The organism is Pseudoalteromonas sp. MM17-2 (genome assembly GCF_022347945.1).
GTDB classification, from domain to species: domain Bacteria; phylum Pseudomonadota; class Gammaproteobacteria; order Enterobacterales; family Alteromonadaceae; genus Pseudoalteromonas; species Pseudoalteromonas ruthenica.
Genome location: NZ_JAKRFV010000003.1, coordinates 215,606 through 238,384 on the forward strand (window position 1 = coordinate 215,606; position 22,779 = coordinate 238,384).

Here is a 22,779-nt window from a genome sequence, read left to right on the forward strand (position 1 = left end):
TATAATGGTTCATCACCCCCTTTGTACGGCGCGACGACGATAAGCCGCTCACCTAGGAAATCCTAGTGTGAGAGTGTGTTGCGTTGGGCATCTCGCCCTTGATTAAACCAAAAAAGAGCATCTTCATGAACATCGTAATTATTGGCGCAAGTGGTTATAGCGGCGCTGAGTTGGCGCAATTAGTTGCCAAGCATCCTCATTTTGTCTTGCAGGGCTGCTATGTCTCTGCCGGGAGTCATGATCGCGATAAAAAACTCAGCGATCTTTATCCTCAGCACCGTGGGTTATTAGACATGCCACTACAGGGCCTAACAGCCGACGCTATAGCTGATATTGGTCAGCATGCGCACGCCGTGTGCCTGTGTACCGAGCACAAAGTAAGTGTTGAATTAGCGCCACAATTTCTCGAGCAGGGTATTAAAGTTTTTGACCTTTCTGGCGGGTTTCGTCTTGCCGATGCCGAACTCTATACCCAGTACTATGGCTTTGATCATCCCCATCCTGAACTATTGCGCCAAGCAGTGTATGGGCTAGCTGAGTGGCAAAACAGCGCCATTATGGATGCACAACTGGTTGCTGTGGCGGGCTGTTACCCAACAGCCAGCCTAAACGCCCTTAAACCGCTTCAACAAGCAGGGCTATTAGCGACGCAGCAAAAAGTGATCATTAATGCCGTATCCGGGGTGACTGGGGCGGGGCGCAAAGCCAATATGAACACGCACTTTTGCGAGGTATCACTGGCCCCTTATGGCGTGTTTAATCACCGCCATACTCCGGAGATTGAACAAGCATTAGGGCATCCAGTGCTATTTACCCCGCATTTAGGAAACTTTAATCGCGGTATCTTGGCAACCATATACGCGCAAGTAAATGTAGGGACCACGCTTAACGACATCACCGATGCTTATCAATGCCTTGCCGATGAACCTTTGATTCGCCTGCTCGGTGCTGGTGGTTTGGCATCAATTAAAGGCGTCGCGCAAACCCCTTATGTTGATATTGGTTGGCACTTGCAACAGCAGCAACTGATTATCAGTGTTGCCATCGATAACTTACTAAAAGGCGCATCAGGTCAAGCGCTGCAATGTATGAACATTAACGCTGGATTAGACCCAACGACTGGTTTGGTATAAAGAGGAAAATAATGACGAGTAGCAACACCACTTGGGTGATCAAATTGGGCGGTGCCCTGTTAAACAGCCCGCAGTCAGTGCAAGCGTTGTTCGCAACCTTGGCGACCATGACCGATACCCGTTTTGTGGTGGTTCACGGCGGTGGCTCACTGGTTGACCGCTGGCTGCACGATGCGGGCTTTGCCACGGCGAAGCACCAAGGTCTACGCATCAGTCCTGCCGAGCAAATGCCCTATATCGTTGGTGCCCTAGCTGGGTGTGCCAACAAACAATTGATGGGAGCAGCGATAGCCAATGGCCTTGAGCCTGCAGGGCTGAGTTTATACGAAGCCGGGGTCAATGCGCAGCAAAAACTCAAGGCACTGGGTCGGGTGGGTGAGTGTAGTCAAGGTGCTCGCTCGGCTATTCCAGCCTTGCTAGAGGTGGGAAAGCTACCCGTGGTGAGCTCAGTTGGTTTTGATGAGCAAGGACAATGGTTCAACGTGAACGCTGATGAGGCCGCAGCGGCAATTGCCAAACAACTTGATGGTGAATTGATTTTTATGACCGACGTTGAGGCCGTATTGGATAAATCCGCTCAGCCGTTACACCAATTAAGTGCTGAGCAAATAGATGAATTGATAGCCCAAGGAGTTATCTCGGGTGGGATGGAGGTCAAAGTAAAGACCAGCCTTCTTGCTGCCCAGCATTTACGACGGGGTGTTTACATTTCGAGCTGGCAAAAGCCAGAGAACTTAGTTGCATTGCTCAATGGTGAGCATGTTGGCACGCAAATTACAATGTAAGCACAGACCATGAAACATGATTTTATTACCGGCCTCGAGCTGGACGACAAAGCTGTACTCGCGCTACTCGCACTAGCGCAAAAAATGAAAGCGCAACCCAATGATTATGCCCAAGCTTTAGCCGGCAAATCGGTGGTTACCTTATTTGAAAAGCAAAGCCTCAGAACTCGCCTAAGCTTCGATATAGGCATCAATAAACTCGGTGGCCATGCGGTCTACTTAGATCAGCAAAATGGCGCCATGGGCAACCGCGAGTCGGTAAAGGACTTTGCTTTGAATATCAGTACCTGGGCCGATGCCATCGTGGCGCGGGTTAATCACCATAGCACAGTGCAAGAGCTGGCACAGTTCTCATCTAAACCGGTGGTGAACTCTTTGTGCGACCTGTACCACCCCTGCCAAGCATTGGCGGATTTTTTAACCTTGCAAGAGGTGCACGGTGAGGTTAGCGAGCTCAAGCTGGCTTATCTCGGCGAGGGCAATAACGTCACCCACTCATTAATGTTGTTGGCCGCCACCCTCGGGACTGACTTCGTGGCTGTATGCCCTAAAGGCAGTGGTCCAGATGCACAAATTGTAAAGCAAGCAGAGCAAATTGCCGCGAGCAAAGGCGCGTCAGTATTAGTGAGTGATAGAGTCGAGGCCGCTGTGGGGGCGAATGCGCTTTATGCCGATACTTGGGTGTCGATGGGGGATGACACCCCGCTCCAGCAGGTTAAAGATAAATATCTGCCTTATCAGCTCAATAAACAGCTGGTGGATATGACCGGCGCGCAAACTATTTTGCACTGTCAGCCAGCGCATCGTGAGTTTGAAATCACCTCTGAAGTGATGGACTCGCCGCAGGCGAAAATTATTCAGCAGGCACAAAATCGTATGTATGCGCAAAATGCCTTGCTATTAACCCTTTTGAACCCAAATTTTTGCTAAGGATCCGAAATGAGCGCAATTAAAAAAGTCGTACTGGCCTATTCCGGCGGACTAGATACATCAGCCATCGTGCCATGGCTAAAAGAAAACTATGACTGTGAAGTGGTTGCCTTTGTCGCCGATGTGGGCCAAGGCGCCGAAGAGCTCGAAGGGGTTGAGGAAAAAGCCATCGCTTCGGGGGCATCCGAATGTTACGTAGTGGATTTAAAAGAGCAGATGGTGGCTGAATATATTTACCCGACGCTCAAAACCGGCTGTGTATATGAAGGCACCTATCTGCTAGGAACGTCAATGGCACGTCCTATTATTGCCAAAGCACAGGTTGAAATAGCCCGCAAAGTGGGTGCCGATGCCCTTTCTCATGGTTGCACCGGCAAAGGTAATGACCAAGTACGCTTCGAGTCCTGTTTTGCGGCGTTGGCACCGGATTTGAAAGTGATTGCACCGTGGCGAGAGTGGCATCTATCAAGCCGGGAGTCGTTACTGGATTACCTAGCGCAGCGAGATATTCCCTGCGCTGCATCGGCAACGAAAATTTATAGTCGTGATGCCAATGCATGGCACATCTCCCATGAGGGTGGGGAGCTTGAAGATCCTTGGTGTCAGCCCAGCGAGCAAGTATGGACCATGACGCAATCGCCTGAGCAAGCGCCAAATGAAGCTGAGTTAGTGACGCTAACCATTCAACGCGGTGAAGTGGTTGCCGTAAATGGAGAAGCGCTGAGCCCCTATCAATGCTTAGTAAAGCTCAATGACATTGCTGCTGTGCACGGGGTTGGCCGTGTCGATATTGTTGAGAACCGTTTGGTGGGTATGAAATCTCGCGGCTGTTATGAAACACCTGGTGGCACGGTGATGATGGCCGCTTTGCAGGCTATTGACGAACTTGTGCTGGATAAAGCGAGCCGTAAATGGAAAGACACTTTTGCCCTAGAGTTTGCGCACTTGGTCTATGACGGCCGTTGGTTTACGCCTTTAAAAGATTCGATTCTGGGGGCGGCCAATGCGTTTGCCGAGCATGCCAATGGTGAAGTGGTGGTGAAACTATACAAAGGTCAGGCAATCGCCGTACAAAAGCAGTCAGAAAACAGCTTATACAGCGAAGACTTTGCCACTTTTGGCGAGGACGATGTGTATGACCAGTCTCATGCCGAGGGCTTTATACGGCTATTTTCACTTTCAAGCAGAATTGCAGCACTGAAGAAGTAACGAGGAGAGCAACAATGGCATTATGGGGCGGGCGCTTTTCATCTGGACCGGATGAAGCATTTAAACAGTTTAATGATTCATTACCATTTGACTATGTCATGGCGGAGCAAGACATTATTGGTTCAGTGGCGTGGGCCGGCGCGCTAAATCGTGTGGCGGTACTCAACGATGATGAACACCGACGTTTAGTTGCGGCGCTGTATGAGTTGTTGGAGCAAGTGCAAGCGCAGCCCGAAAGTGTGGCTATCAGCGGTGAAGAGGATATTCACTCTTTTGTTGAAGCTGCGCTGATTGATAAAGTGGGTGACCTCGCGAAGAAGCTACACACTGGCCGCAGCCGTAATGACCAAGTCGCTACCGACTTTCGTTTGTGGTGCAAAAAAACGGCGGCGACAGTCAGTGAAGCCATTAGTGAGACCAAGAATGCACTGATCGCCTTAGCCGAGCGAGAGCTGGGCACCGTACTGCCTGGCTACACTCATTTACAGCGCGCTCAGCCGGTACTTTTTAGTCACTGGTGCATGGCCTATGTGGAAATGCTAGAGCGCGATAGTAGTCGCCTTAATGATGCGGTTCAGCGTATGGACCAATGCCCACTTGGAAGTGGTGCGTTGGCGGGCACTGCCTATGCCATTGACCGCGAGCATTTGGCGCAAGATCTTGGTTTTGCAGCGCCGACTCGTAATAGCTTGGATGCGGTTTCTGATAGAGACTTTGTGGTCGAGCTGCTGAGCGCAGCATCCATTTCGATGTTGCACTTGTCACGTTTTGCTGAAGATTTAATTTTCTACAATTCTGGCGAAGCCGGTTTTATTGAGTTGGCGGATAACGTTACCTCCGGCTCATCGTTAATGCCGCAGAAGAAAAACCCCGATGCTTTAGAGTTGATTCGCGGTAAAACAGGGCGTGTCTTTGGTGCTATGAGTGCGATGATGATGACGTTAAAGTCGCTGCCTTTAGCCTACAACAAAGACATGCAAGAAGATAAAGAGGGGCTTTTCGATGCGCTGCCGACTTGGCTGGCATGTTTACATATGGCGCAAGCATGCGTAAACGGCATTAAGGTCAATAGTGATAAGACTAAAGCCGCCGCTCAAGGTGGGCATGCGAATGCCACCGAGCTCGCTGATTATTTGGTGGCAAAAGGGATCCCGTTTCGTGAAGGGCATCATGTTGTTGGGCAACTGGTGCAGCTGGCAATTTCAGAAGGAAAAAGCCTTGAGCAGTTGAGTTTGTCCGAATTTCAATCGGTGTGCGATGTTATTGCTGAAGATGTTTATCCTATGTTGGCACTCGATGCCTGTTTGGCCGCACGTAAGGCCCTAGGTGGAACATCGCCAAAGCAAGTGGAATTCGCCATTAAGCAAGCTAAACAGCAAAGTACAATTAAAGTACGTGATGCCAATCTGCATGATGTTGAAGCTATCAGTGAGCTGGTGCAATATTGGGCCAAGGTAGGAGAGAACTTACCCCGTGCTAAAAGCGATATGGTGCATTCCATTAATGAGTTTGCCGTGACCGAAGTGAATGGCCAGGTAACAGGCTGTGCGTCGTTGTATATTTATGATACCGGCCTAGCGGAGATTCGCTCATTAGGGGTTAACCCCGATACCGGAGTAAAAGGGCAGGGGCGTTTATTGGTTCATCACCTGTTAGTGAAAGCCAAAAAATTGGCGCTTAAAAGAGTGATTGTACTTACGCGTGTACCGGATTTCTTTGCTAAACTTGGGTTTGCAGACAGCAGCAAAGAGAGCCTCCCTGAAAAGGTGATGAAAGACTGTGAACTATGTCTGCGTAAAGATAACTGTGACGAAGTTGCTATGGATTTCTACCTACACCAGCATCATTCTGTGGGTGATATACCATGTAAAAACGTTGCTTAGTTGGGGCTTCTGAGCGTGTCAAGAAATATTGGCACGCGTGGTGCATAAGCTTAAAGTGAGTTGCTAAGAAATTGCCTTTGAAGTGTGACGTGTGTACCCAAAGCATGTTAAGTTAGGTTTGCTTAGCAAATAATTAACAGAATTTTAAAGGAGTTAACATCATGCAAGTTAATGCTAATGCTCAACTACAAACACAGGCTTACACTAAGTTACAACAACAAACGCAACAGCCTACCGCACAAACTACTAGCACCCAGACGTTACAATCTGATACAGTAAGTTTATCAAGTGATGCTGTCGCTGCTAGCCAAGCTGAAATCCAGCGCGGCGGTGGAACCGTAATCACAGATCGTAAAAAGGAAAACTAGGACTTTAACGAGATGGCGGATGTATTTTGAAAAAAGTCTAGGCATATTTATGGGAGCCTTTGTCGTATGGGGCTTCCTAATGGCTTTATTCTTTAATTTGATGCTCAAAGCATACAAGGCAAAAAATGACCCCAAACTTTTGTGGTGCAGTTTTGTCATGGCCGTTTCTTATGTAACTAGCGACCACTTTTTCGACTTTTTCTCCACAATTGAAACCTACTTTACTTGGTTTGTTTACGACATAGTTACTCTTTTAGCCATTCTGCCAGTGTTTTTGATCAAGAGGACTACAAGCGTCTCACCAGGTGTAATATATGTCACTATTGGGTTAGTTATAAATTCGATTCTGTTTCTGGGGATGCACGTAGACCTTGTCTACTTAAATGTAGATAGCCAGCCTTGGTGGTTTTGGAGTTTTTACTCGATAACAGTAAACCTATGTGATTTGGCTATGATAGTTGCTCTTATTGTAGATAAAGATATCTTGGGAATTCTACTGATTAAAAGGACTTTAAAGAAGCAATTGTTAAATTTTCAGCCTTCAAGCTGGTTTGGCAATAAATGCTGTCATATCGAGGCTTCTTAATATCAAACCTAATTAGTACTTTTATAGAGTGGGGCTTGATGATGGCTTTGCTCTACAACTTAGTGGCTTTCTCAGACAAAGCAATTCGTAAAAACTCACCTATAGCCATTTGCTTAATAGTTAATATTTCATACCTTAGCACTACATTTATGCCAAATGTTAGTAAGGTATATATGTATTACATTCTTGCAGAGCTTATTACTATAGGCTGCATATGGCTAGCTTACAGACTCTTCTTTACAAGCAAGCCCTATGCTTATTACTACGTATTAACAGCCTTATCTATCAATGCTTGCCTGCACTTAACAGTCCATATAGATATTTGGGAGCTTGGTAATGTAGAGCCTTGGTGGTTATGGGATTTGTACACTTATGGCGTAAATACCGTTGATATTATAGTCATACTGTCTTTCATCATTTGGCGAGATTTTCTCGGTCTATGTCGAATAGGGCGGTTTTTAAAGGCCTCTCTGGCACCAAAGAAAGTAGGTGATAACGGGTAACGTTACCACCGGTATATTTAGCCGAGCTTTTCTTTCAGAGCAGCGGCGACTTGCGGTACAACAAACTCAGAAACATCACCGCCATGTAAGGCAACCTCTTTAACTAAGGTCGATGAGATAAACGAATTCTCCTCTGCGGGAGTCAAAAATACGCTTTCTAAGTCGGGGTTCAAGCGGCGATTCATATTGGCCAGTTGGAATTCATACTCAAAGTCGGATACCGCACGAATGCCTCGTACTAATACATTCGCTTTATGATTTTTAGCTAAATCAGCAAGTAGACCACTAAAGCCAATGACTGTGACATTGCCAAGGTCGGCGACAATTTGCTTTGCTAACTCCACTCTTTCTTCAAGGCTAAAGCAAGGCTTTTTATTCGGGTTATGAGCCACCGCAACAATGACGTGATCGAACATTTTAGCGGCGCGCTCAATAAGGTCTAAGTGACCATTAGTAAGGGGGTCAAAGGTCCCTGGGTAGATAGCCGTTACCTGCATATGATTCTCTGTTTTTATGTAATGCAATGGCCGCATTTTAGCAGTCTTTATGTGAGTTGCCAGTGCAAACTCAACTCTCAGCCATGTGATAAATTGTTAACTGTGACTAAGATGTTTATACTGCTCACCTGCAATCAGGGTGGGGAAGTAATAATGAGTACCAAGGACCGCATAATTCAAGCCAGCATTGAGCTCTTCAATAGCCATGGTGAGCGCGCTATCACAACAAATCATATCGCAGCCCATTTGCAAATCAGCCCTGGAAATTTGTATTACCACTTTAAAAACAAAGAAGACATCATTCGCCATATCTTTAAGTTGTACCGTCAGCACTTAGATACTCAGTTTAAGCCGATTAATCATGATGAGCCGGTGATGGCGCAACTTAGCCATTATTTCGATGCCTTGTTTGAGCTCATGTGGAAATTTCACTTTTTCTACGACAACATGACCGACATTTTGTCTCGCGATGCCGAGCTTAAAGCTGATTATATCGCTTTCCAACAACGCTTGTTTGACCAGGTAACCGACATTGTCTTGGCGTTAGGTGACAACGGTATTCTCAACGTCGATGAAGAGCAAGCGGCAGAGTTAACTCATATGTTAAAGCTGACAGTCAGCTTCTGGACTCCTTACATCAAAGCGCGTCGCCAAAGCGGCGAGCTGAATCGCGGCGATATCTATCAAGGCTTGTTGAAAATAATCACCTTGTTTATGGCTTTTACTACCGCAGCTGGGCGTGAGCCTTTGGGATTGTTAAAGCAACACTATCAGCAGCGCCAAGCGCAAATACAAACGTCACCCTCCACGCATAGTTAAGCTATTATTTCCGAAGGCGAGCGGTTTTTGCTATAATCGCGCGCTTTGGTGAATCTTCCGCCACTTTCTCATTCAGAAGTGTGGCTTTATCTGTGTGCTGTGAGTTAAGTCATGATCAAGTTTATTGTTAAATTGCATCCCGAAATTGCGATAAAAAGTAAGTCCGTTCGTAAACGCTTTACCAAGGTGTTAGAGAACAACATTAAGATCATGATGCGACGCATTGATGAGCAGGTAAAGGTGCGCAACAACTGGGATAACCTCACGGTTGAATCGGCATTAACCGATGACTCAGTGCGCCGGAAAATGGCTGACAGCCTCGGGCGTATTCCTGGTATCGTGCAATTTAATGAAGTAAAAGAAATAGAATTCACCACTATTGATGAAATTTACCAGCAGGCACAGCAACTTCTTGGCGATGAAATTGCCGGTAAAACCTTTTGTGTGCGCTGTAAACGCCAAGGTAAGCATGACTTCTCCTCGAGCGATGTCGAACGTTATGTTGGCGGCGGGCTAAACCAGCATGTACCCGGTGCTCGGGTTAAGCTTACGCGGCCTGAGGTAACGGTAAAGATCGAAATTAAAGACCAGCGCGCGTACATTGTCACCCAAGCGCACCGAGGCATGGGTGGATTTCCGTTGCCAACTCAAGAAGATGTGTTATCGCTGATGTCTGGTGGCTTTGATTCTGGGGTGGCCAGCTACCAAATGATCCGCAAAGGGGCGCGTACGCACTTCTTGTTTTTCAATCTTGGCGGCGCGGCCCATGAAATTGGCGTGAAGCAAGCAAGCCATTATCTTTGGTCACAATATAGCTCGACCCACAAGGTTAAGTTTATCACCGTCGACTTTGAGCCGGTGGTTGCTGAGATTCTAGAAAATGTCGAAGATTCGCAAATGGGTGTGGTGCTCAAGCGCATGATGATGCGTGCTGGTAGCATTATCGCTGAAAAGCTGGGGATTCCAGCCCTCGTTACTGGTGAAAGTATTGGCCAAGTATCAAGTCAAACTCTGGCAAACTTAAGTGTTATTGACCGAGTGACCGATACGCTGATCATTCGCCCACTTATCCAACATGATAAGCAAGATATTATTGATATTGCTCGCGCCATTGGCACCTCCGAGATGGCCGAAGCCATGCCCGAGTACTGTGGCGTGATTTCGCGCAAACCGACGGTGAAAGCCAAGCTAGAAGTAATTGAGCAGCAAGAGCAGCAGTTTGATTTCGAGGTTCTCGAAACCGTGGTTGATAATGCTCGAGTGATGGATATTCGCGATATTGATACTCAAGCTAAAGAAGAGGTCAAGGAAGCAGAGTCGGTATCACAGTTGCCGACGGATGCGGTGGTGCTGGATATTCGCTCACCCGAAGAGGAAGATGCTCAGCCGTTAGAGATTGACGGGGTAAAGGTCAAACACTTGCCGTTTTACCGTTTAGCGACTCAGTTTGGCGACTTAGATCAGAGCAAAGAATACTATCTGTACTGTGCTAAAGGGGTGATGAGTCAACTACAAGCATTGATCCTGCACGAAAACGGCTTTAACAATGTGAAGGTATATCGCCCATAATTCGCCGATAATACAGCTCATTGATAGGCGCGCTGAGGCTAAGCTGGCGCGCCGAGCTGGCAATAAAGCCACACATGGCTGCTATTTCTGTCTCCCTTCCCAATAACTTATCCTGCAACATTGAGCAGCGGTTGCCCGCTGTGAGGCGCATTACTTGATAGGCGCTGTCGAGACTTTGCGGCAGCGATAATTCAACTCCCTGCGCTTTAGCTACGGCAATGGCCTCCTGCAGCAGTGCAAAGACATCACTGGCATAACAGGGAGCGGCGACATCACCATTGCGCAGCTGATACCAGGTTGCTATGGGGTTTATTGCCAAATTCACCAGTAATTTTTGCCATCGCGCATGGGTAATATCATCACTCCCGGTCAGAGCGGGGATTAATCTCTGCCACTGCTTTAATTGCGCCTTAAAGCTTTGCTGCGCGCAGGCATTGACGGCTCCTATCACGGAGTCACCCTGACTGACATGGACGACATGCTTATCATCGGCTTTATAAGCTGCTTGCTGGGTGAGCATAAAGAATAACCCCTGTTGAGGAGTCAGTTGCTGTTTAAGTGGTGCTAGGTCGCTCATGCCATTATGGCTAATAATAATATCTGCATCGAGGGCCAAATAAGGGCGAAACTGCGCCAGCGCCGCTTGCAGCTGATGCGCTTTAACGAATAGCCATAACTCGGTAATTGGCTCACACGGCTTTAAACAAGCCGTGGCTGCCACGGGGCTTTTTTGCTGCCCATGGCAATAATAAAAAGTGCTAGGATGAGAAGGTTTCACCAACAGCTTTACCGTTCGGTGTTGCCCAATTAAATGGGCAAATGTGAGGCCGAGTGCCCCCGGCCCGATAAGGTAAGTAGGCGCTAAGCCTTGGCCCGTTGTTTCTGCCATAGGTAGTGAATCACAAAGTAGCTGGCCGCGCCTGCAGCGTCGGCGAGAAAGTCATAAAAAGATGCCTGCCTGTAGGGCAGCATATCCTGCATCCACTCAATTGCTCCGCCGTATAATAACAACAATATCACCTGGACAATAAAGGGAATCCTAAAGGCTTTATCCATAATAAAGGCAAGCACGAAGAAAATACCAAAGTGAGCAACCTTGTCGACATGAGGGAAAAGCTGCGTAACAGAGCCTTTTACTTCTTGAACAAATAGCAGGGTGCAGACCACCAATGTGATTAGAAACAACCCCTGATAAACTCTGCGCGTCACTTTACTTTACCTTTATTACTGGTGAAATCGCAGGCAGTATAACAAACTGTAAACTGAATTCACTGTGTATCAGTGCACAAAAATACCGATCTCGGGGTATAATCCTCGAAACGACAAGCCAGTTACGGAGAATTTCATGCCTTCATTTGATATCGTTTCTGAAATCGAAATGAGCGAAGCAAAAAATGCGGTCGAAAACGCTAAACGCGAACTCGAAACCCGCTACGATTTTCGCGGCGTAGATGCCAAGATAGAACTAAAAGATGAACTTATCGAACTTACCGCAGAAGCCGAGCAACAGGTGATGCAATTATTTGATATGTTTGCCAGTAAGGCGTCAAAACGCGGCTTAGATGTAAACAGCTTTGAGATTCAAAAAGCTGATTTGCACGGTAAATACGTCACCCGCCAAGTTACAATGAAACAAGGCATTGCTAAAGATATCGCGAAAAAGTTGGTAAAGCTGATTAAAGACAGCAAAATCAAAGTTCAGGCCGCCATCCAAGGTGAAGAAGTGCGAGTCACCGGGAAAAAGCGCGACGATTTACAACAAGTAATGCAATTAGTACGCGAAGCCGAGTTAGGTCAGCCCTTTCAATTTAAGAACTTCCGCGACTAAATACCTCTCAAGCCAAGTCATTCGCACTTGGCTTTTTTACTGGTGAAGTAAATGCCATGGTCACTTATCTAGTTATAGATGTTTAGACGTCCATTGACTTTATTGTCATCAGTCCTCAAAATAGCGCCACCTTGTTATGGTGCCCGCAAGCGCAAAGCGCAGTTAAGCCACTGGGATAATCGGGAAACAGGTGAAAAGCCTGCACTGCCCCCGCAACGGTGATGTGAGCCTAGCTCATTCAGTCCGGAGACCGGCCATAACACATATTTCATTACATTTTCCTGTGCGGTGGGCGCAGGTATAGGGACTAACATGTATAACAAAACCAAAGTCGCTGCAGGCATAGCGGCACTTTTCTCCGGCGCGGTATTTGCGCAGCAGCAACAGTCTATCGAGCGATTGACCGTCACCGCTAATAAGTTCGAACAACCTATCGAAAATGTGCTCGCCAGTATCGATGTGATCACTCGTGCAGACATCGAGCGCCTTGGCGTACGTGATTTGCCGGCGTTATTATCTAATTATGCCGGGGTCGATATTGTCCGCAGTGGCGGCCAAGGTCAAAGTACCAGCCTCTTTATTCGTGGGGCGGCTAGCAGCCACTCTTTGGTTATTGTTGATGGGGTTCGTGTTGGTTCAGCCACAACAGGGTATAAGGCGCTCTCTAGTGTGCCACTCAATAGTATTGAACGAGTCGAAGTGATCCGTGGTGCCCGCGCTGCATGGTATGGCTCAGACGCCTTAGCCGGGGTCATCAATATTGTCACCCGAGACGGCGATAGCCAGAGCGTGAGTGTACAAAGTGGCAGTGACAACTACGTGAATGCGCAAGGTGCTTTTGCTTTTCGCCAAGGAGCGTTCAATGCGGCATTCAACCTTGGTTATGAGCACACCGACGGTTTCGACGTCACCACTGGGCAAGACCCAGATGAAGATGGCTATGAAAATCAAAACCTCGGTGCGCGTTTCGGCTATGATCTCGGCGATTATGGTGTGCTAGAGTTGTTAGGGCAGTACAGTGAAGGCTATGTCGAATACGACACTAGCTTTGGTGATGATTACACCGATTTTGAAAAATATCATGTGCAACTGGGTTGGCGTAAAAACCATGGTGCCTTTGCTCACAAGCTACAAACCAGTCTCGCTCAAGATGATGAGATTAATACTCAGCAACATGGCGCGCCGGGTTATCGTGGCAATGAGTACAGCACTGCACGAGATGAGCTAAGCTATCAGCTTAATTATGTCTTTAGTCCAGCTATCACTGTCAGTGGTGGCGCCGATTACTACTATGAAGACATTAGCGACTCCTATAGCAGCTCGGCGACACCTGAGCAGCCTGCGTCCGGTTTTACCGTGCAAACGCGTAATAATAAAGGTGTGTATGTGGGAGGCTATTATGATGGCCAGGCATTTAATACTAATGCCGTTGTGCGTCATGATGATCATTCACAATTTGGCGGCCACTTCACCTACAACCTAGCGGCGGGTGTGCCGCTAAGTGACATTGCGACGTTTCGCGCCAGCTACGGCACGGCGTTTAAGGCTCCCTCGTTTAATGACGCCAGCTCCATTTGGGGCAGCAACGATGCTTTGCAACCTGAAGAGTCAAACAATGCGGAGCTCGGTCTGCGCCTTGATTTGCAATCTGGGCAATACGATATCGCCTTGTATCAAAACCAATTCGATAACCTCATCGCATGGGGCAACAACGGCCCGGAAAATATCGCTAAAGCGAGTTTTGAAGGCGTTGAGTTGAGTGCACAAGTGCAAGATATGTTTGGTATCGATCACCAGCTTAACTTTAGTTATGTTGACGCCGAAGACGACAATACCGGGCAAGCGTTGGTGCTTAGAGCCGAAAAAACTCTCAATTGGTCCGTAGGTAAGCAATTCGACAAATGGTATGTCGGTGCACAACTGCAGTATCGCTCCGATAGGTTAAGTTACTATCGTACTGACTTGCCAAGCTATACTTTGGTGAACCTCAATGCTCGCTATCAATTGTTACGCGACCTCACGTTCACCTTCGGTGTTGATAATCTCACTGACAAAGAATATATCACCAACGTGGCGGCCACGGATTGGAGCACGGGTGAGGTCACCTCTGCGTATCGCGGTGCTGAGCGCAAGGTATACGCTGGATTGCAATTCGATTTGTAGCCGTGCAAAAAAGCCTCCTAAATGGAGGCTTTTTTCATTGTTTTACAGCCGTCATGATATGAGCGAGTCACGAAAGGTGTGCTCGAATTTCTCTATTTTTGGGGCTATTAAGATACTGCAATAACCTTGGTTCGGATTTTCGCTGTAATAGTCTTGATGATAGTCCTCAGCGGGATAGAATCTTGATGCGGGACTGACTTCGGTTACAATTTTTGCGGCGCTATGAGTTTGTAGCTGCGCTATCATCGCTTCGCTCTGCTGCTTTTGGACGCTATCGTGGTAATACACCACACTGCGATATTGACTACCAATATCATTGCCTTGACGGTTAAGCTGCGTGGGGTCATGAAGCGTGAAAAACATCGCCAACAGGGTGGTGTAATCTATCACAGCGGGGTCAAAGTGCACTTGCACAACTTCTGCGTGACCGCTTTCGCCGCTGCATACCTCACGGTATGTTGGTGAAGTGCTGTGCCCACCGGTATAACCCGATTCAACCTTATGTACGCCACGAACGCGGCGAAAGGCTGCATCGATGCACCAAAAACAACCGCCGCCAAAGGTGGCTGTGTGTAAATTTGTCATACTAACACCTCGATGTATTTACCCTTTTAACAGTAGAACGGCCGTATGATGTCTATCGCTCACCTGCGAGGGGAATACCCTCGCAGGTGAGCATTTCTCGTGCACTATTGCTCTTTAAGCGGGTTGTCTTGTTGCTGTTTTGCCAAGCGTTGCTGTAAATACTCTGGTGACTGAGTATGACGAGCAAGAGCATAGTAAGCACTGGGTACTACGAACAAGGTGAGTATGGTCGCGATGCTTACCCCGGTAAAGATCACCACACCAATAACCATGCGGCTTTCTGCTCCAGGGCCACTTGCTAGCACTAAGGGCACCGAGCTCATCACCGTGGTTAGCGATGTCATAATAATAGGGCGCAAACGTTGTGTGGCAGCTTGGATTAGCGCTGTTTGAAATTCCAGACCCTTATCACGCAACTGGTTGGCAAATTCAACAATAAGAATACCGTTTTTGGCGCTTAAGCCAATAAGCATAACGATACCAATTTGGCTGTAAATATTGAGGGTCAAACCGGTTATATGCAACCCAAATAACGACCCAGCAATCCCCAGTGGTACAGTGAGCATGATCACCAAGGGGTGAACAAAGCTCTCAAACTGTGCTGCCAATACCAAGAAAGTCACCGTTAATGCCAGAATAAAGACATACACCATGGCGGAGGCGCCTTCATAGAACAACTGTGACTCCCCTTTATAGTCAATGGCGCCATCAATATCATTTTCCTCGGCAGCCACTTGGTTTAAGAAACTTAAGGCTTCCTCTAAAGTGTAGCCGCTAGCGAGGTTGGCACTTAAGGTAATAGCGCGCATACGGTTGTAACGATTCAACCTAGACGCTGTGGCTTCTTCAGAGATACTGATTAAGCTATCAAGAGGCACCAGTTGCCCGGAGCGTGAGTTTACATAGATATTAGAGACATCTTGTGGGCTGGCAAAGTCTTGTTTCTCGCCCTTTAAAATCACATCATACTCTTCACCACGGTCAATAAAGGTGGTAACACGGCGTTGCCCGAGCATCGTCTCCAAGGTGCGGCCTATATCAGAGACAGAGACCCCTAAGTCGGCGGCTTTGTTCTTATCGATACTGACCAAAAATTGTGGAAAGGTCTCTTTATAATCGTGATCGATACGCACTAACCCAGGGTTTTTCTCTGCCCGAGCAATAATGCGGTCACGCCAGTCGGCAAGCTCGTCATAATCATTGCCTTGCAAAACAAACTCAACAGGGCGCGAAGAGCCGCCGCCGCCAATGCCACTGCGCATGATGGCAAAGGCGCGAATATCCGTTACTTCACGCATTTTGCCACTGATCTCATTCATTACCGTCCAGGTATCGCGTTTGCGCTCGCCCCAATCAGCCATGCCGATAATCGCAACGCCACCTTGACCACCCCAACCTGGCACTCGGACCAGAACACGATTGAGTTCACCCGAGTCAACATACGGCAACAAGCGTTGCTCAATTTTATCCATATTGGCGGCGTTGTTTTCATAGCTTGCGCCTTCTGGGCCGTTCATCATCACAAAGAAGGTGCCTCGGTCTTCCTTAGGTGTCAGTTCAGATGGAATCTGCTGAAACAGCAGATAACTGGCAAGGCCCGCTAGCATCAGCACCACGGCCAACATTTTTGAGCGTCGAACATTGCCCTCAAGAGTGCGAGCATAAGCGCCTTCAAGTTTTGCAAATTGACGGTCCATCCATTGACTAAACCGGCCCTCGCTTTCACTTTGCTTCAGCACTTTCGAACACAGAGCTGGGGAAAGTGTGAGTGCGGTGATACTGGAGAAGAACACAGCTGCGCTCACCGCCATGGCAAACTCAGTGAATAAAGCGCCGATACGGCCATCCATAAAGACTAAGGGCACAAATACGGAGATCAGTACCAGCGTGGTTGCGACAATGGCAAAACCCACTTCGCGGGCACCGCGATACGCGGCGAGTAAACGAGGCTCACCGAGCTCAATACGGCGGTGAATATTCTCCAACATCACAATGGCGTCATCGACCACCAAACCGATAGCAAGCACCAGTGCCAACAGGGTTAGCAAGTTGATAGAGTAGCCCATGGCAAGTAAAAACATAAAGCTGCCAACTAAGGCTACAGGGACGGTGATTGCTGGAATTAATGTGGCGCGCACGTTGCCTAAGAACAGGTAGATAACCAAAACCACTAAGGCCATTGATATGGCCAACGTACGATACACCTCATCAATAGACTCTTTAATGAAAATCGAGGAATCATAGCTGTCTTCGATGGTGGTACCTGGAGGCAAGTTGCGTTTGATGTTTTCTAATTCTTTGCGAGCGTTTTCCACCACGGTGAGGGTGTTAGCCTTTGCTTGTTTAACCACACCTAGGCCAATCATGTTGCGGCCATTACCACGGAATAAACTCTCTTCGTCGGCGGCTTCAAGCTGTACATCGGCGACTTCGTTTAAACGCACGAGATAGCCATCATCACCACGAGCAATAACCAAGTTTTGAAAGTCAGTAGGACTTATATAGCTACGCGCGGTACGGACCGAAAAATCACGATCAACAGACTCGATTTCCCCTGCTGGCAGCTCTACGTTTTCAGCTCGCAAAACTTGCTCAATATCGCTGGCTGTAACGCCCCGTGCCGCCATGGCCTCGCGGTCTAGCCAAATCTTCATTGCATACTGGCGTTCACCACCCACTCGAACATTGGATACGCCGTCAACAACCGCAAGGCGATCAACAATGTAGCGCTGGGCATAATCGGATAGCTGCAAGGTATTCATGGTTGAGCTATTGAGTACAAACCAGGCAATAGGACTTTCATCGGAATTGGATTTGGATACTTCCGGAGGTCTAACTTGGTCGGGGAGGTTGTCCAGAGCGCGCGACACACGCTCTCGCACATCATTAGCCGCCGCATCGATATCTCGGTCAATATTAAACTCGATGGTGATATTAGAGCGGCCATTGCGCGACGAGGAGGTGATACTTTTTATGCCTTCAATCCCGGAGATGCGGTTTTCAATTACTTGAGTAATTTTAGTTTCGATAATTTCCGCAGAAGCACCAGTGTAGTCAGTACTGACGCTGACAATGGGACTATCGATATCTGGATACTCTCGAAGGGGCAGCATGGAGAATGCCACTAACCCGAAGGTCAGTAATAAAAGGTTGATTACAATCGCAAAAACCGGACGCTTAACAGCCGTGTCGGTGATTCTCACAGCGCAGCCTCCTCAACAGTCACGGCTGAGCCTGAGCGCAGTTTAATAATGCCTTCTGTGACCACTTGATCGCCACTGCTTAGACCCTCACTGATGCCTACCCAACCGTTATAGCGCTTATCGATTCTCACCTCGACCTCTTTGGCTACACCTTCCACAATTTGAAAAACGAAGTGTTTGTTTTGGCGCGGAATAATGGCCTTTTCTGGTACCAATAAGGCCTCATAGGTTTGCAATTCCAGCTGCGTGCCCAGTAACATACCTGGGCGCAAGATATTGTCTTCGTTGGCAAAGCTGGCGCTAATTGGCACGCTACGGGTGTTGGTGTCGATACGAGAGCTGACATGAGACACTTTGCCGGTAAACAGCTTATTTGGGTAAGCGTCACTGCGTGCAGTTACTGTCATTCCCACACCCAGCTGCGCAAGGTATTTCTCTGGCACATTAAAGTCGACTTTAATTACGCTGATGTCATCTAACGTAGTAATTTCAGTGTTGGTGCTCACGAATGCCCCTTTAGACACCATGCGTTTACCTAGCACTCCCGAAAAGGGCGCGGTAACACGCATTTCCGCGAGTTTGGTTTTAGCAGCTTCAAGTTGAGCCTGGGTGGCTTCAAATTTTGCTAGTTGCTCTTCTAACAGTGACTTTGCCGTGGCTTGTGAGCGGGCCAGCTCGGTCAAACGATTCAACTGCCGTTCTACTTCAGAGAGATTGGCTTGCAGCTCCTTGACTCGCAACTGTTCCTCAGTATCTCGTAATTGCACCAGTCGTTGTCCTGCTTGCACTTTGTCGCCATCATCAAAATGGATACTGTCGATATAGTCACTTTGGGCGCTTTTAATGTATACGGCTTGGTTTGCTCGCGCGCTGCCGATACCATCAACGGTGATAGCTCGGCTGTCTTTGGTCACGGTATGAGCTTGCACGCGAGTTGATTGAGCGCCCATATTGGGTTGCTGTGATTGTCCTTTGGGCAGATATAAGTAAATACACAGCCCTAAGAAAATGATAATAATGACAGGGAAAAGTGCCTTGCCCGAATGCCTACTGTGGTTCATCGACGGTACCTATGGTTTCTCGGCTGAAAAAGGTGAGAGCTTAGTTTACAAACTTGCGCTCTAACACATAGACCGCCAATCCTGTATTTTTGTGTGTTAACCGAAAATTCAGCAAAATGATGCACTGTGTTCCCAATTTGCCGCATTTTTGTAACCTTTGCCTACCCTTGCTGCGTATAAAACTCGCAAATTATACGTACAATAGGAGTATACGTAGTGGCACCAAAAAGAGAGCGTATGAGTAATAAAAAAACACCCCCTAATACGCAGCCCTCAGAACAGGGGGGCGCCAACCGATACGCGAAAATTCGTGCTCACAGTGCGCGCCATGGCAGCGAAATACTCATTACCAGCGCGATTGTCTTGGTTTTCTTGGTGTTGTTTATACAGTTTAAAAGCGCTGACATATTGATAGCGGAGATCTTCTTACTGAGCGCTGCTTTAGTTGGCATGCTAGTGGGGTACTTAAAGCTGAGAGAGCCGTTTTACAGCATTTTTCTCGACAAACAGAAACTTAGCTATAATCATAAATACGGCTGGTGGCAGCTGGATGTCGATAACGTACAACAGGTCGGTGTGGTGAGTATCGACCAAGCAATGCAGACGCTCGAGTTAAATGTTGTGGGCCTAAGCTTGAAGCGAGAAGATGAGTTCTTAAATAAGCTTTCACCCCGGTTGGCGGGCCGTTTGCTGGTGGAGCAACGTCATTATTTGCTGCAGGCGATCAAAGCGTATTGCCGCGATGGCAATGAATGCCCGCCACAGTGGTTGGTTGAGGATACCGAGTACGTCAGCCAGTCGGGGCAAAAATATACTGGATTATTAGCTATGTTTGCTAATAGAATGAAGAACTTAAAATTTTTGACTGGGTATGAAATATTAATACCCGCTGCTATGTTAGACCGTGATATTTGGGCGTTCAGCTATTTATTACATAGATGGCAACGCGACCCGGCTAACACTGTGGTGCAGTTGCAACAGCAACTCAATAGCCACAGTAGCAAGTAGACAGGATAAGACATATGTCTGACGATAGAGCATTTATAAAAAGTGGTCGTAATACCATCATTCATAAAATTAAGAAGCTGGATTTAGTCATAGTTAATGGCGAAGAGCAGCCAAAAATTAAAGTGACTCAGCACGGCCTAGAGCCCTTTAAAGAAGAGCTTCCCAAAAATCGTCGAGAGGCTAAAGAGCGCTATCTTGAGATGGTGTACATTGCCAGTCCGGATGTTTTTGCAGAAGAAAAACGCTTGCTTTTTATTCAAGCTTTGGATGGGCGAGAATACAAAGTCGATTACTCCAAAGTTGGTACTAAACTATTTGTTCGTATTCACCAAGACAGTTATTTATAACAACTGATAAATGCGGTTTGTCGATGATGTTGGCAAGCAACTTGCGTTGGTAGGGCTATGCAATAATTGGGAGCACATCATGGGTCGACTTATTCATAGCGCGCTTAGCATCATTTTGGCCACGGGATTGGTTGCCTGTGGTGGCAGTGGCGGCGACGAAGTCACTGAAAATGCGAGTATTAATGTTGGTGCTAATCGCGATGCGGTAGAAAAATCAGAATTAATCATCAACGCGCAAGTGTCGCCTCCTGGAGGCACTTTCAGGTGGCAACAACTTTCCGGTCCGGCTATCGAAGGGCTACCCAGTGAAGAGCAAGAGTTGGCGCTGATGCTCCCGGACGTTAAAGGTGACCGCGCGGCGCAAATTAAGGTCGATTATCGGGCCCCAGACAATACCTTAGTATCTGATACGCTTACCATTAATATCGCTTCAGCAAACCAGTTACCACAGATAGCCATAGCGCAAATTGCCCCTGAACAACTGCCCTCACAATATAATGATGTTGTCACCCTGAGTGCGGCTGGTTCGAGCGATCCTGATGAAAACGGCTTTATTGCGAGTTATTTATGGCAACAAACTGAGGGCCCGCAACTGCAGTTTAGCGCTGTTGATGAAGCCACTTTAAGTTTTCGTCACCCGCTACTAGATAGTGATACCACGCTTGCGTGGACTGTGTTTGTCAGTGATGACGAGGGCGGTCAAGTGAGCACCGAGTATAGCCTGCTGCTAAATAAAACCGCGCAAGTGGTCATTGCCAATGCTGGGGACGACCAGCAGGCCACTGAGTTTGATACCGTAACTCTCAATGCCGGTAATAGTGAAACGGTGAGTGGTCAGTTTAGCTGTTACTGGCAGCAACAAAGCGGCAGTGCCGTGACCCTAGCCAGTGAGCGCCAGTGCGAAACGCAGTTTGTTGCTCCCGACATCGATGTAGCACAACAACTGAGCTTTAGCGTTAGGGTGAGCGATGAACTTAACCGCAGTGCGAGTGATGAAGTGACTGTGAGCGTGCAGCGCCGCGCCTTGGGGCTGATTAACGACACCGGTATGAGCGCGTGCTTTAATAACAGCCAAGCAATCAGCTGTGATAGCACCGATTTCCAAGGGCAAGATGCGCAGCACGGCCGAGACAGTGTAGCGCAGCGCTTAGACAAAGTGGGCAAAGGGGATATGGCCTTTGACTTTACTAAACTGAATGAGTTTGCCGACGAATTACCAGACTCTGCCACCGAGTTTGCTTGTGTGCGCGATAATGTCACTGGCCTTATATGGGAAGTGAAACAAGCCAACACCCATACTTTACCAAATACCGACTTGCGCGAAGGCCAGAATCATTACAGCTGGGCTCTTAACGGTGAGGGCGGCGTGCTTATAGGGAGTGAGCGCGCGCCAGCCAATAGCTCGTGTCCTAGTGATGTCGATTGCTCGGTGCAACAATATATTGATGAGGTCAATGCCATCGACTTTTGCGGTGGGGCCAATTGGCGTCTACCTACCTATGTTGAGTTGCTGAGCTTGGTGGATTATCAACGCCATGGTCAGGCACACATGATTAGCCCGGACTATTTTATTCACACCCCGTCGGTGAGTTTACTGGGGCATTTAAACTACTGGACATCACGCACCAGCGTTGACGGCCAATCTTTATCTCAAGCCTTTATTATTGATATGAGCTCAGGTAACGATTTGGCTTACCCCAAAGGTAATACCGCTTACGTACGTTTGGTACGCAACCCATAGGAGTGATCATGAATTATACGTTTCTAATCGTGGCGGCTGTGGTGAGTACATCGCTTTGGGCTGAACAGCGTTGTTATAATCTGCAAGCCAGTACCCCGGCAGAGCGCTTTGTGATTCATGCTGATGGTACGATTACTGATAACGCCACTGGGCTGATGTGGCAACGTTGTAGCTATGGGCAACAGTTCGATGCTGAACTGCAAAGTTGCTCTGGGGCGGCGCAACAGCTTAACTGGCAGCAGGCACTGCAAAGCGCCACTAATGATGAGTTTGCCGGTTTTGATGACTGGCACTTGCCTAATAGTAAAGAACTCGCATCCATTGTTGAGCATCGATGTGTTGAGCCCAGCCTAAATTTAGACCTGTTTTTAGATGCCAGTAATGATAATTACTGGTCCAGCACATCTGCAGTAACACCGGCAGATCATGCTTGGGTGTATGAATTTTACAGTGGTAAAAATAGTCTTCATGCTAAAAGTAGTGATGTATTTGTGCGTTTAGTACGCTATCAGCAATAACTGCTTACATTTTGTTCGTATACAGCGTAGCGAGCACTGAGTA

Annotated in this window: 21 protein-coding genes and 1 riboswitch; of the genes, 15 read left to right on the top strand and 6 right to left on the bottom strand. The window is 47.7% G+C overall.

The annotated features are described in order from the left end of the window. Positions 1-125 precede the first annotated feature (125 nt). The 7 genes from argC to MHM93_RS04320 all read left to right on the top strand — a co-directional run bounded on the left by argC (position 126) and on the right by MHM93_RS04320 (position 6,894). Positions 126-1,133 (top strand): N-acetyl-gamma-glutamyl-phosphate reductase, encoded by a 1,008-nt coding sequence (gene argC, locus MHM93_RS04290; protein WP_239448160.1) that lies wholly within the window; start codon positions 126-128, stop codon positions 1,131-1,133. Between the two features lie 11 nt (positions 1,134-1,144). After that, a complete protein-coding gene (argB, locus tag MHM93_RS04295) occupies positions 1,145-1,918 on the top strand; it encodes an acetylglutamate kinase (RefSeq protein ID WP_022943396.1) in 774 nt (257 codons plus the stop codon). A gap of 9 nt (positions 1,919-1,927) precedes the next feature. Then, positions 1,928-2,848, top strand: a complete 921-nt coding sequence (locus MHM93_RS04300) for an ornithine carbamoyltransferase (RefSeq protein ID WP_239448161.1) — start codon at positions 1,928-1,930, stop codon at positions 2,846-2,848. A 9-nt stretch (positions 2,849-2,857) separates the two neighbouring features. Continuing rightward, positions 2,858-4,057 (top strand): argininosuccinate synthase, encoded by a 1,200-nt coding sequence (locus MHM93_RS04305; RefSeq protein ID WP_022943398.1) that lies wholly within the window; start codon positions 2,858-2,860, stop codon positions 4,055-4,057. Positions 4,058-4,071: 14 nt separating this feature from the next. Continuing rightward, positions 4,072-5,940 carry an argininosuccinate lyase gene (argH, locus tag MHM93_RS04310; RefSeq protein WP_239448162.1) on the top strand — a complete coding sequence of 623 codons (1,869 nt, stop codon included), beginning with the start codon at positions 4,072-4,074 and terminating at the stop codon, positions 5,938-5,940. Between the two features lie 161 nt (positions 5,941-6,101). Next, positions 6,102-6,308: a hypothetical protein gene (locus MHM93_RS04315; RefSeq protein WP_138508700.1), complete on the top strand. Its 207-nt coding sequence runs from the start codon at positions 6,102-6,104 to the stop codon at positions 6,306-6,308. A gap of 19 nt (positions 6,309-6,327) precedes the next feature. Beyond that, the gene (locus MHM93_RS04320) at positions 6,328-6,894 is read left to right on the top strand and encodes a hypothetical protein (protein ID WP_239448163.1); all 567 of its coding nucleotides are present in this window, start codon (positions 6,328-6,330) and stop codon (positions 6,892-6,894) included. 520 nt (positions 6,895-7,414) lie between these two features. Here MHM93_RS04320 and coaD read toward each other — a convergent pair. Further along, the gene (coaD, locus tag MHM93_RS04325) at positions 7,415-7,894 is read right to left on the bottom strand and encodes a pantetheine-phosphate adenylyltransferase (protein WP_022943403.1); all 480 of its coding nucleotides are present in this window, start codon (positions 7,892-7,894) and stop codon (positions 7,415-7,417) included. 153 nt (positions 7,895-8,047) lie between these two features. Here coaD and MHM93_RS04330 point away from each other — a divergent pair, with 153 nt between their 5' ends. Together MHM93_RS04330 and thiI are read left to right on the top strand one after the other, a co-directional pair. Continuing rightward, positions 8,048-8,713, top strand: coding sequence for a TetR/AcrR family transcriptional regulator (locus MHM93_RS04330; protein WP_239448164.1), 666 nt, complete (start codon positions 8,048-8,050; stop codon positions 8,711-8,713). A gap of 111 nt (positions 8,714-8,824) precedes the next feature. Then, positions 8,825-10,282, top strand: coding sequence for a tRNA uracil 4-sulfurtransferase ThiI (gene thiI, locus MHM93_RS04335; protein WP_053909749.1), 1,458 nt, complete (start codon positions 8,825-8,827; stop codon positions 10,280-10,282). Here thiI and MHM93_RS04340 read toward each other — a convergent pair. Together MHM93_RS04340 and MHM93_RS04345 are read right to left on the bottom strand one after the other, a co-directional pair. Next, positions 10,254-11,171, bottom strand: coding sequence for a 2-dehydropantoate 2-reductase (locus MHM93_RS04340; protein ID WP_239448165.1), 918 nt, complete (start codon positions 11,169-11,171; stop codon positions 10,254-10,256). The two genes, thiI and MHM93_RS04340, sit on opposite strands and share 29 nt — an antisense overlap. Next, positions 11,144-11,491: a VanZ family protein gene (locus MHM93_RS04345; protein ID WP_239448166.1), complete on the bottom strand. Its 348-nt coding sequence runs from the start codon at positions 11,489-11,491 to the stop codon at positions 11,144-11,146. Before MHM93_RS04345 ends, MHM93_RS04340 begins: the two co-directional genes overlap by 28 nt. Before the next feature lie 136 nt (positions 11,492-11,627). Here MHM93_RS04345 and MHM93_RS04350 point away from each other — a divergent pair, with 136 nt between their 5' ends. Then, the gene (locus tag MHM93_RS04350) at positions 11,628-12,110 is read left to right on the top strand and encodes a YajQ family cyclic di-GMP-binding protein (protein ID WP_022943408.1); all 483 of its coding nucleotides are present in this window, start codon (positions 11,628-11,630) and stop codon (positions 12,108-12,110) included. Positions 12,111-12,230: 120 nt separating this feature from the next. Beyond that, positions 12,231-12,384: riboswitch (cobalamin riboswitch) on the top strand. 38 nt (positions 12,385-12,422) lie between these two features. After that, positions 12,423-14,273, top strand: coding sequence for a TonB-dependent receptor (locus MHM93_RS04355; protein ID WP_239448167.1), 1,851 nt, complete (start codon positions 12,423-12,425; stop codon positions 14,271-14,273). A 51-nt stretch (positions 14,274-14,324) separates the two neighbouring features. Here the strand turns inward: MHM93_RS04355 and msrA are convergent, their stop codons facing one another. From msrA to MHM93_RS04370, 3 genes are all read right to left on the bottom strand, one after another. Further along, positions 14,325-14,858, bottom strand: coding sequence for a peptide-methionine (S)-S-oxide reductase MsrA (gene msrA, locus MHM93_RS04360; protein ID WP_239448168.1), 534 nt, complete (start codon positions 14,856-14,858; stop codon positions 14,325-14,327). 104 nt (positions 14,859-14,962) lie between these two features. Then, positions 14,963-18,061, bottom strand: a complete 3,099-nt coding sequence (locus MHM93_RS04365) for an efflux RND transporter permease subunit (RefSeq protein WP_239448169.1) — start codon at positions 18,059-18,061, stop codon at positions 14,963-14,965. Continuing rightward, on the bottom strand, positions 18,058-19,122 hold the full coding sequence (locus MHM93_RS04370) for an efflux RND transporter periplasmic adaptor subunit (protein WP_239448170.1): 1,065 nt from the start codon (positions 19,120-19,122) through the stop codon (positions 18,058-18,060). Before MHM93_RS04370 ends, MHM93_RS04365 begins: the two co-directional genes overlap by 4 nt. 237 nt (positions 19,123-19,359) lie before the next feature. Here MHM93_RS04370 and MHM93_RS04375 point away from each other — a divergent pair, with 237 nt between their 5' ends. The 4 genes from MHM93_RS04375 (at position 19,360) to MHM93_RS04390 (ending at position 22,736) form a co-directional block, all read left to right on the top strand. Then, a complete protein-coding gene (locus MHM93_RS04375; RefSeq protein WP_239448171.1) occupies positions 19,360-20,130 on the top strand; it encodes a DUF2982 domain-containing protein in 771 nt (256 codons plus the stop codon). 14 nt (positions 20,131-20,144) lie between these two features. Next, a complete protein-coding gene (locus MHM93_RS04380) occupies positions 20,145-20,477 on the top strand; it encodes a hypothetical protein (RefSeq protein ID WP_022943414.1) in 333 nt (110 codons plus the stop codon). A gap of 79 nt (positions 20,478-20,556) precedes the next feature. Continuing rightward, a complete protein-coding gene (locus MHM93_RS04385; protein ID WP_239448172.1) occupies positions 20,557-22,218 on the top strand; it encodes a DUF1566 domain-containing protein in 1,662 nt (553 codons plus the stop codon). Positions 22,219-22,226: 8 nt separating this feature from the next. Next, positions 22,227-22,736, top strand: coding sequence for a DUF1566 domain-containing protein (locus MHM93_RS04390; RefSeq protein WP_239448173.1), 510 nt, complete (start codon positions 22,227-22,229; stop codon positions 22,734-22,736). Positions 22,737-22,779: the final 43 nt, after the last annotated feature.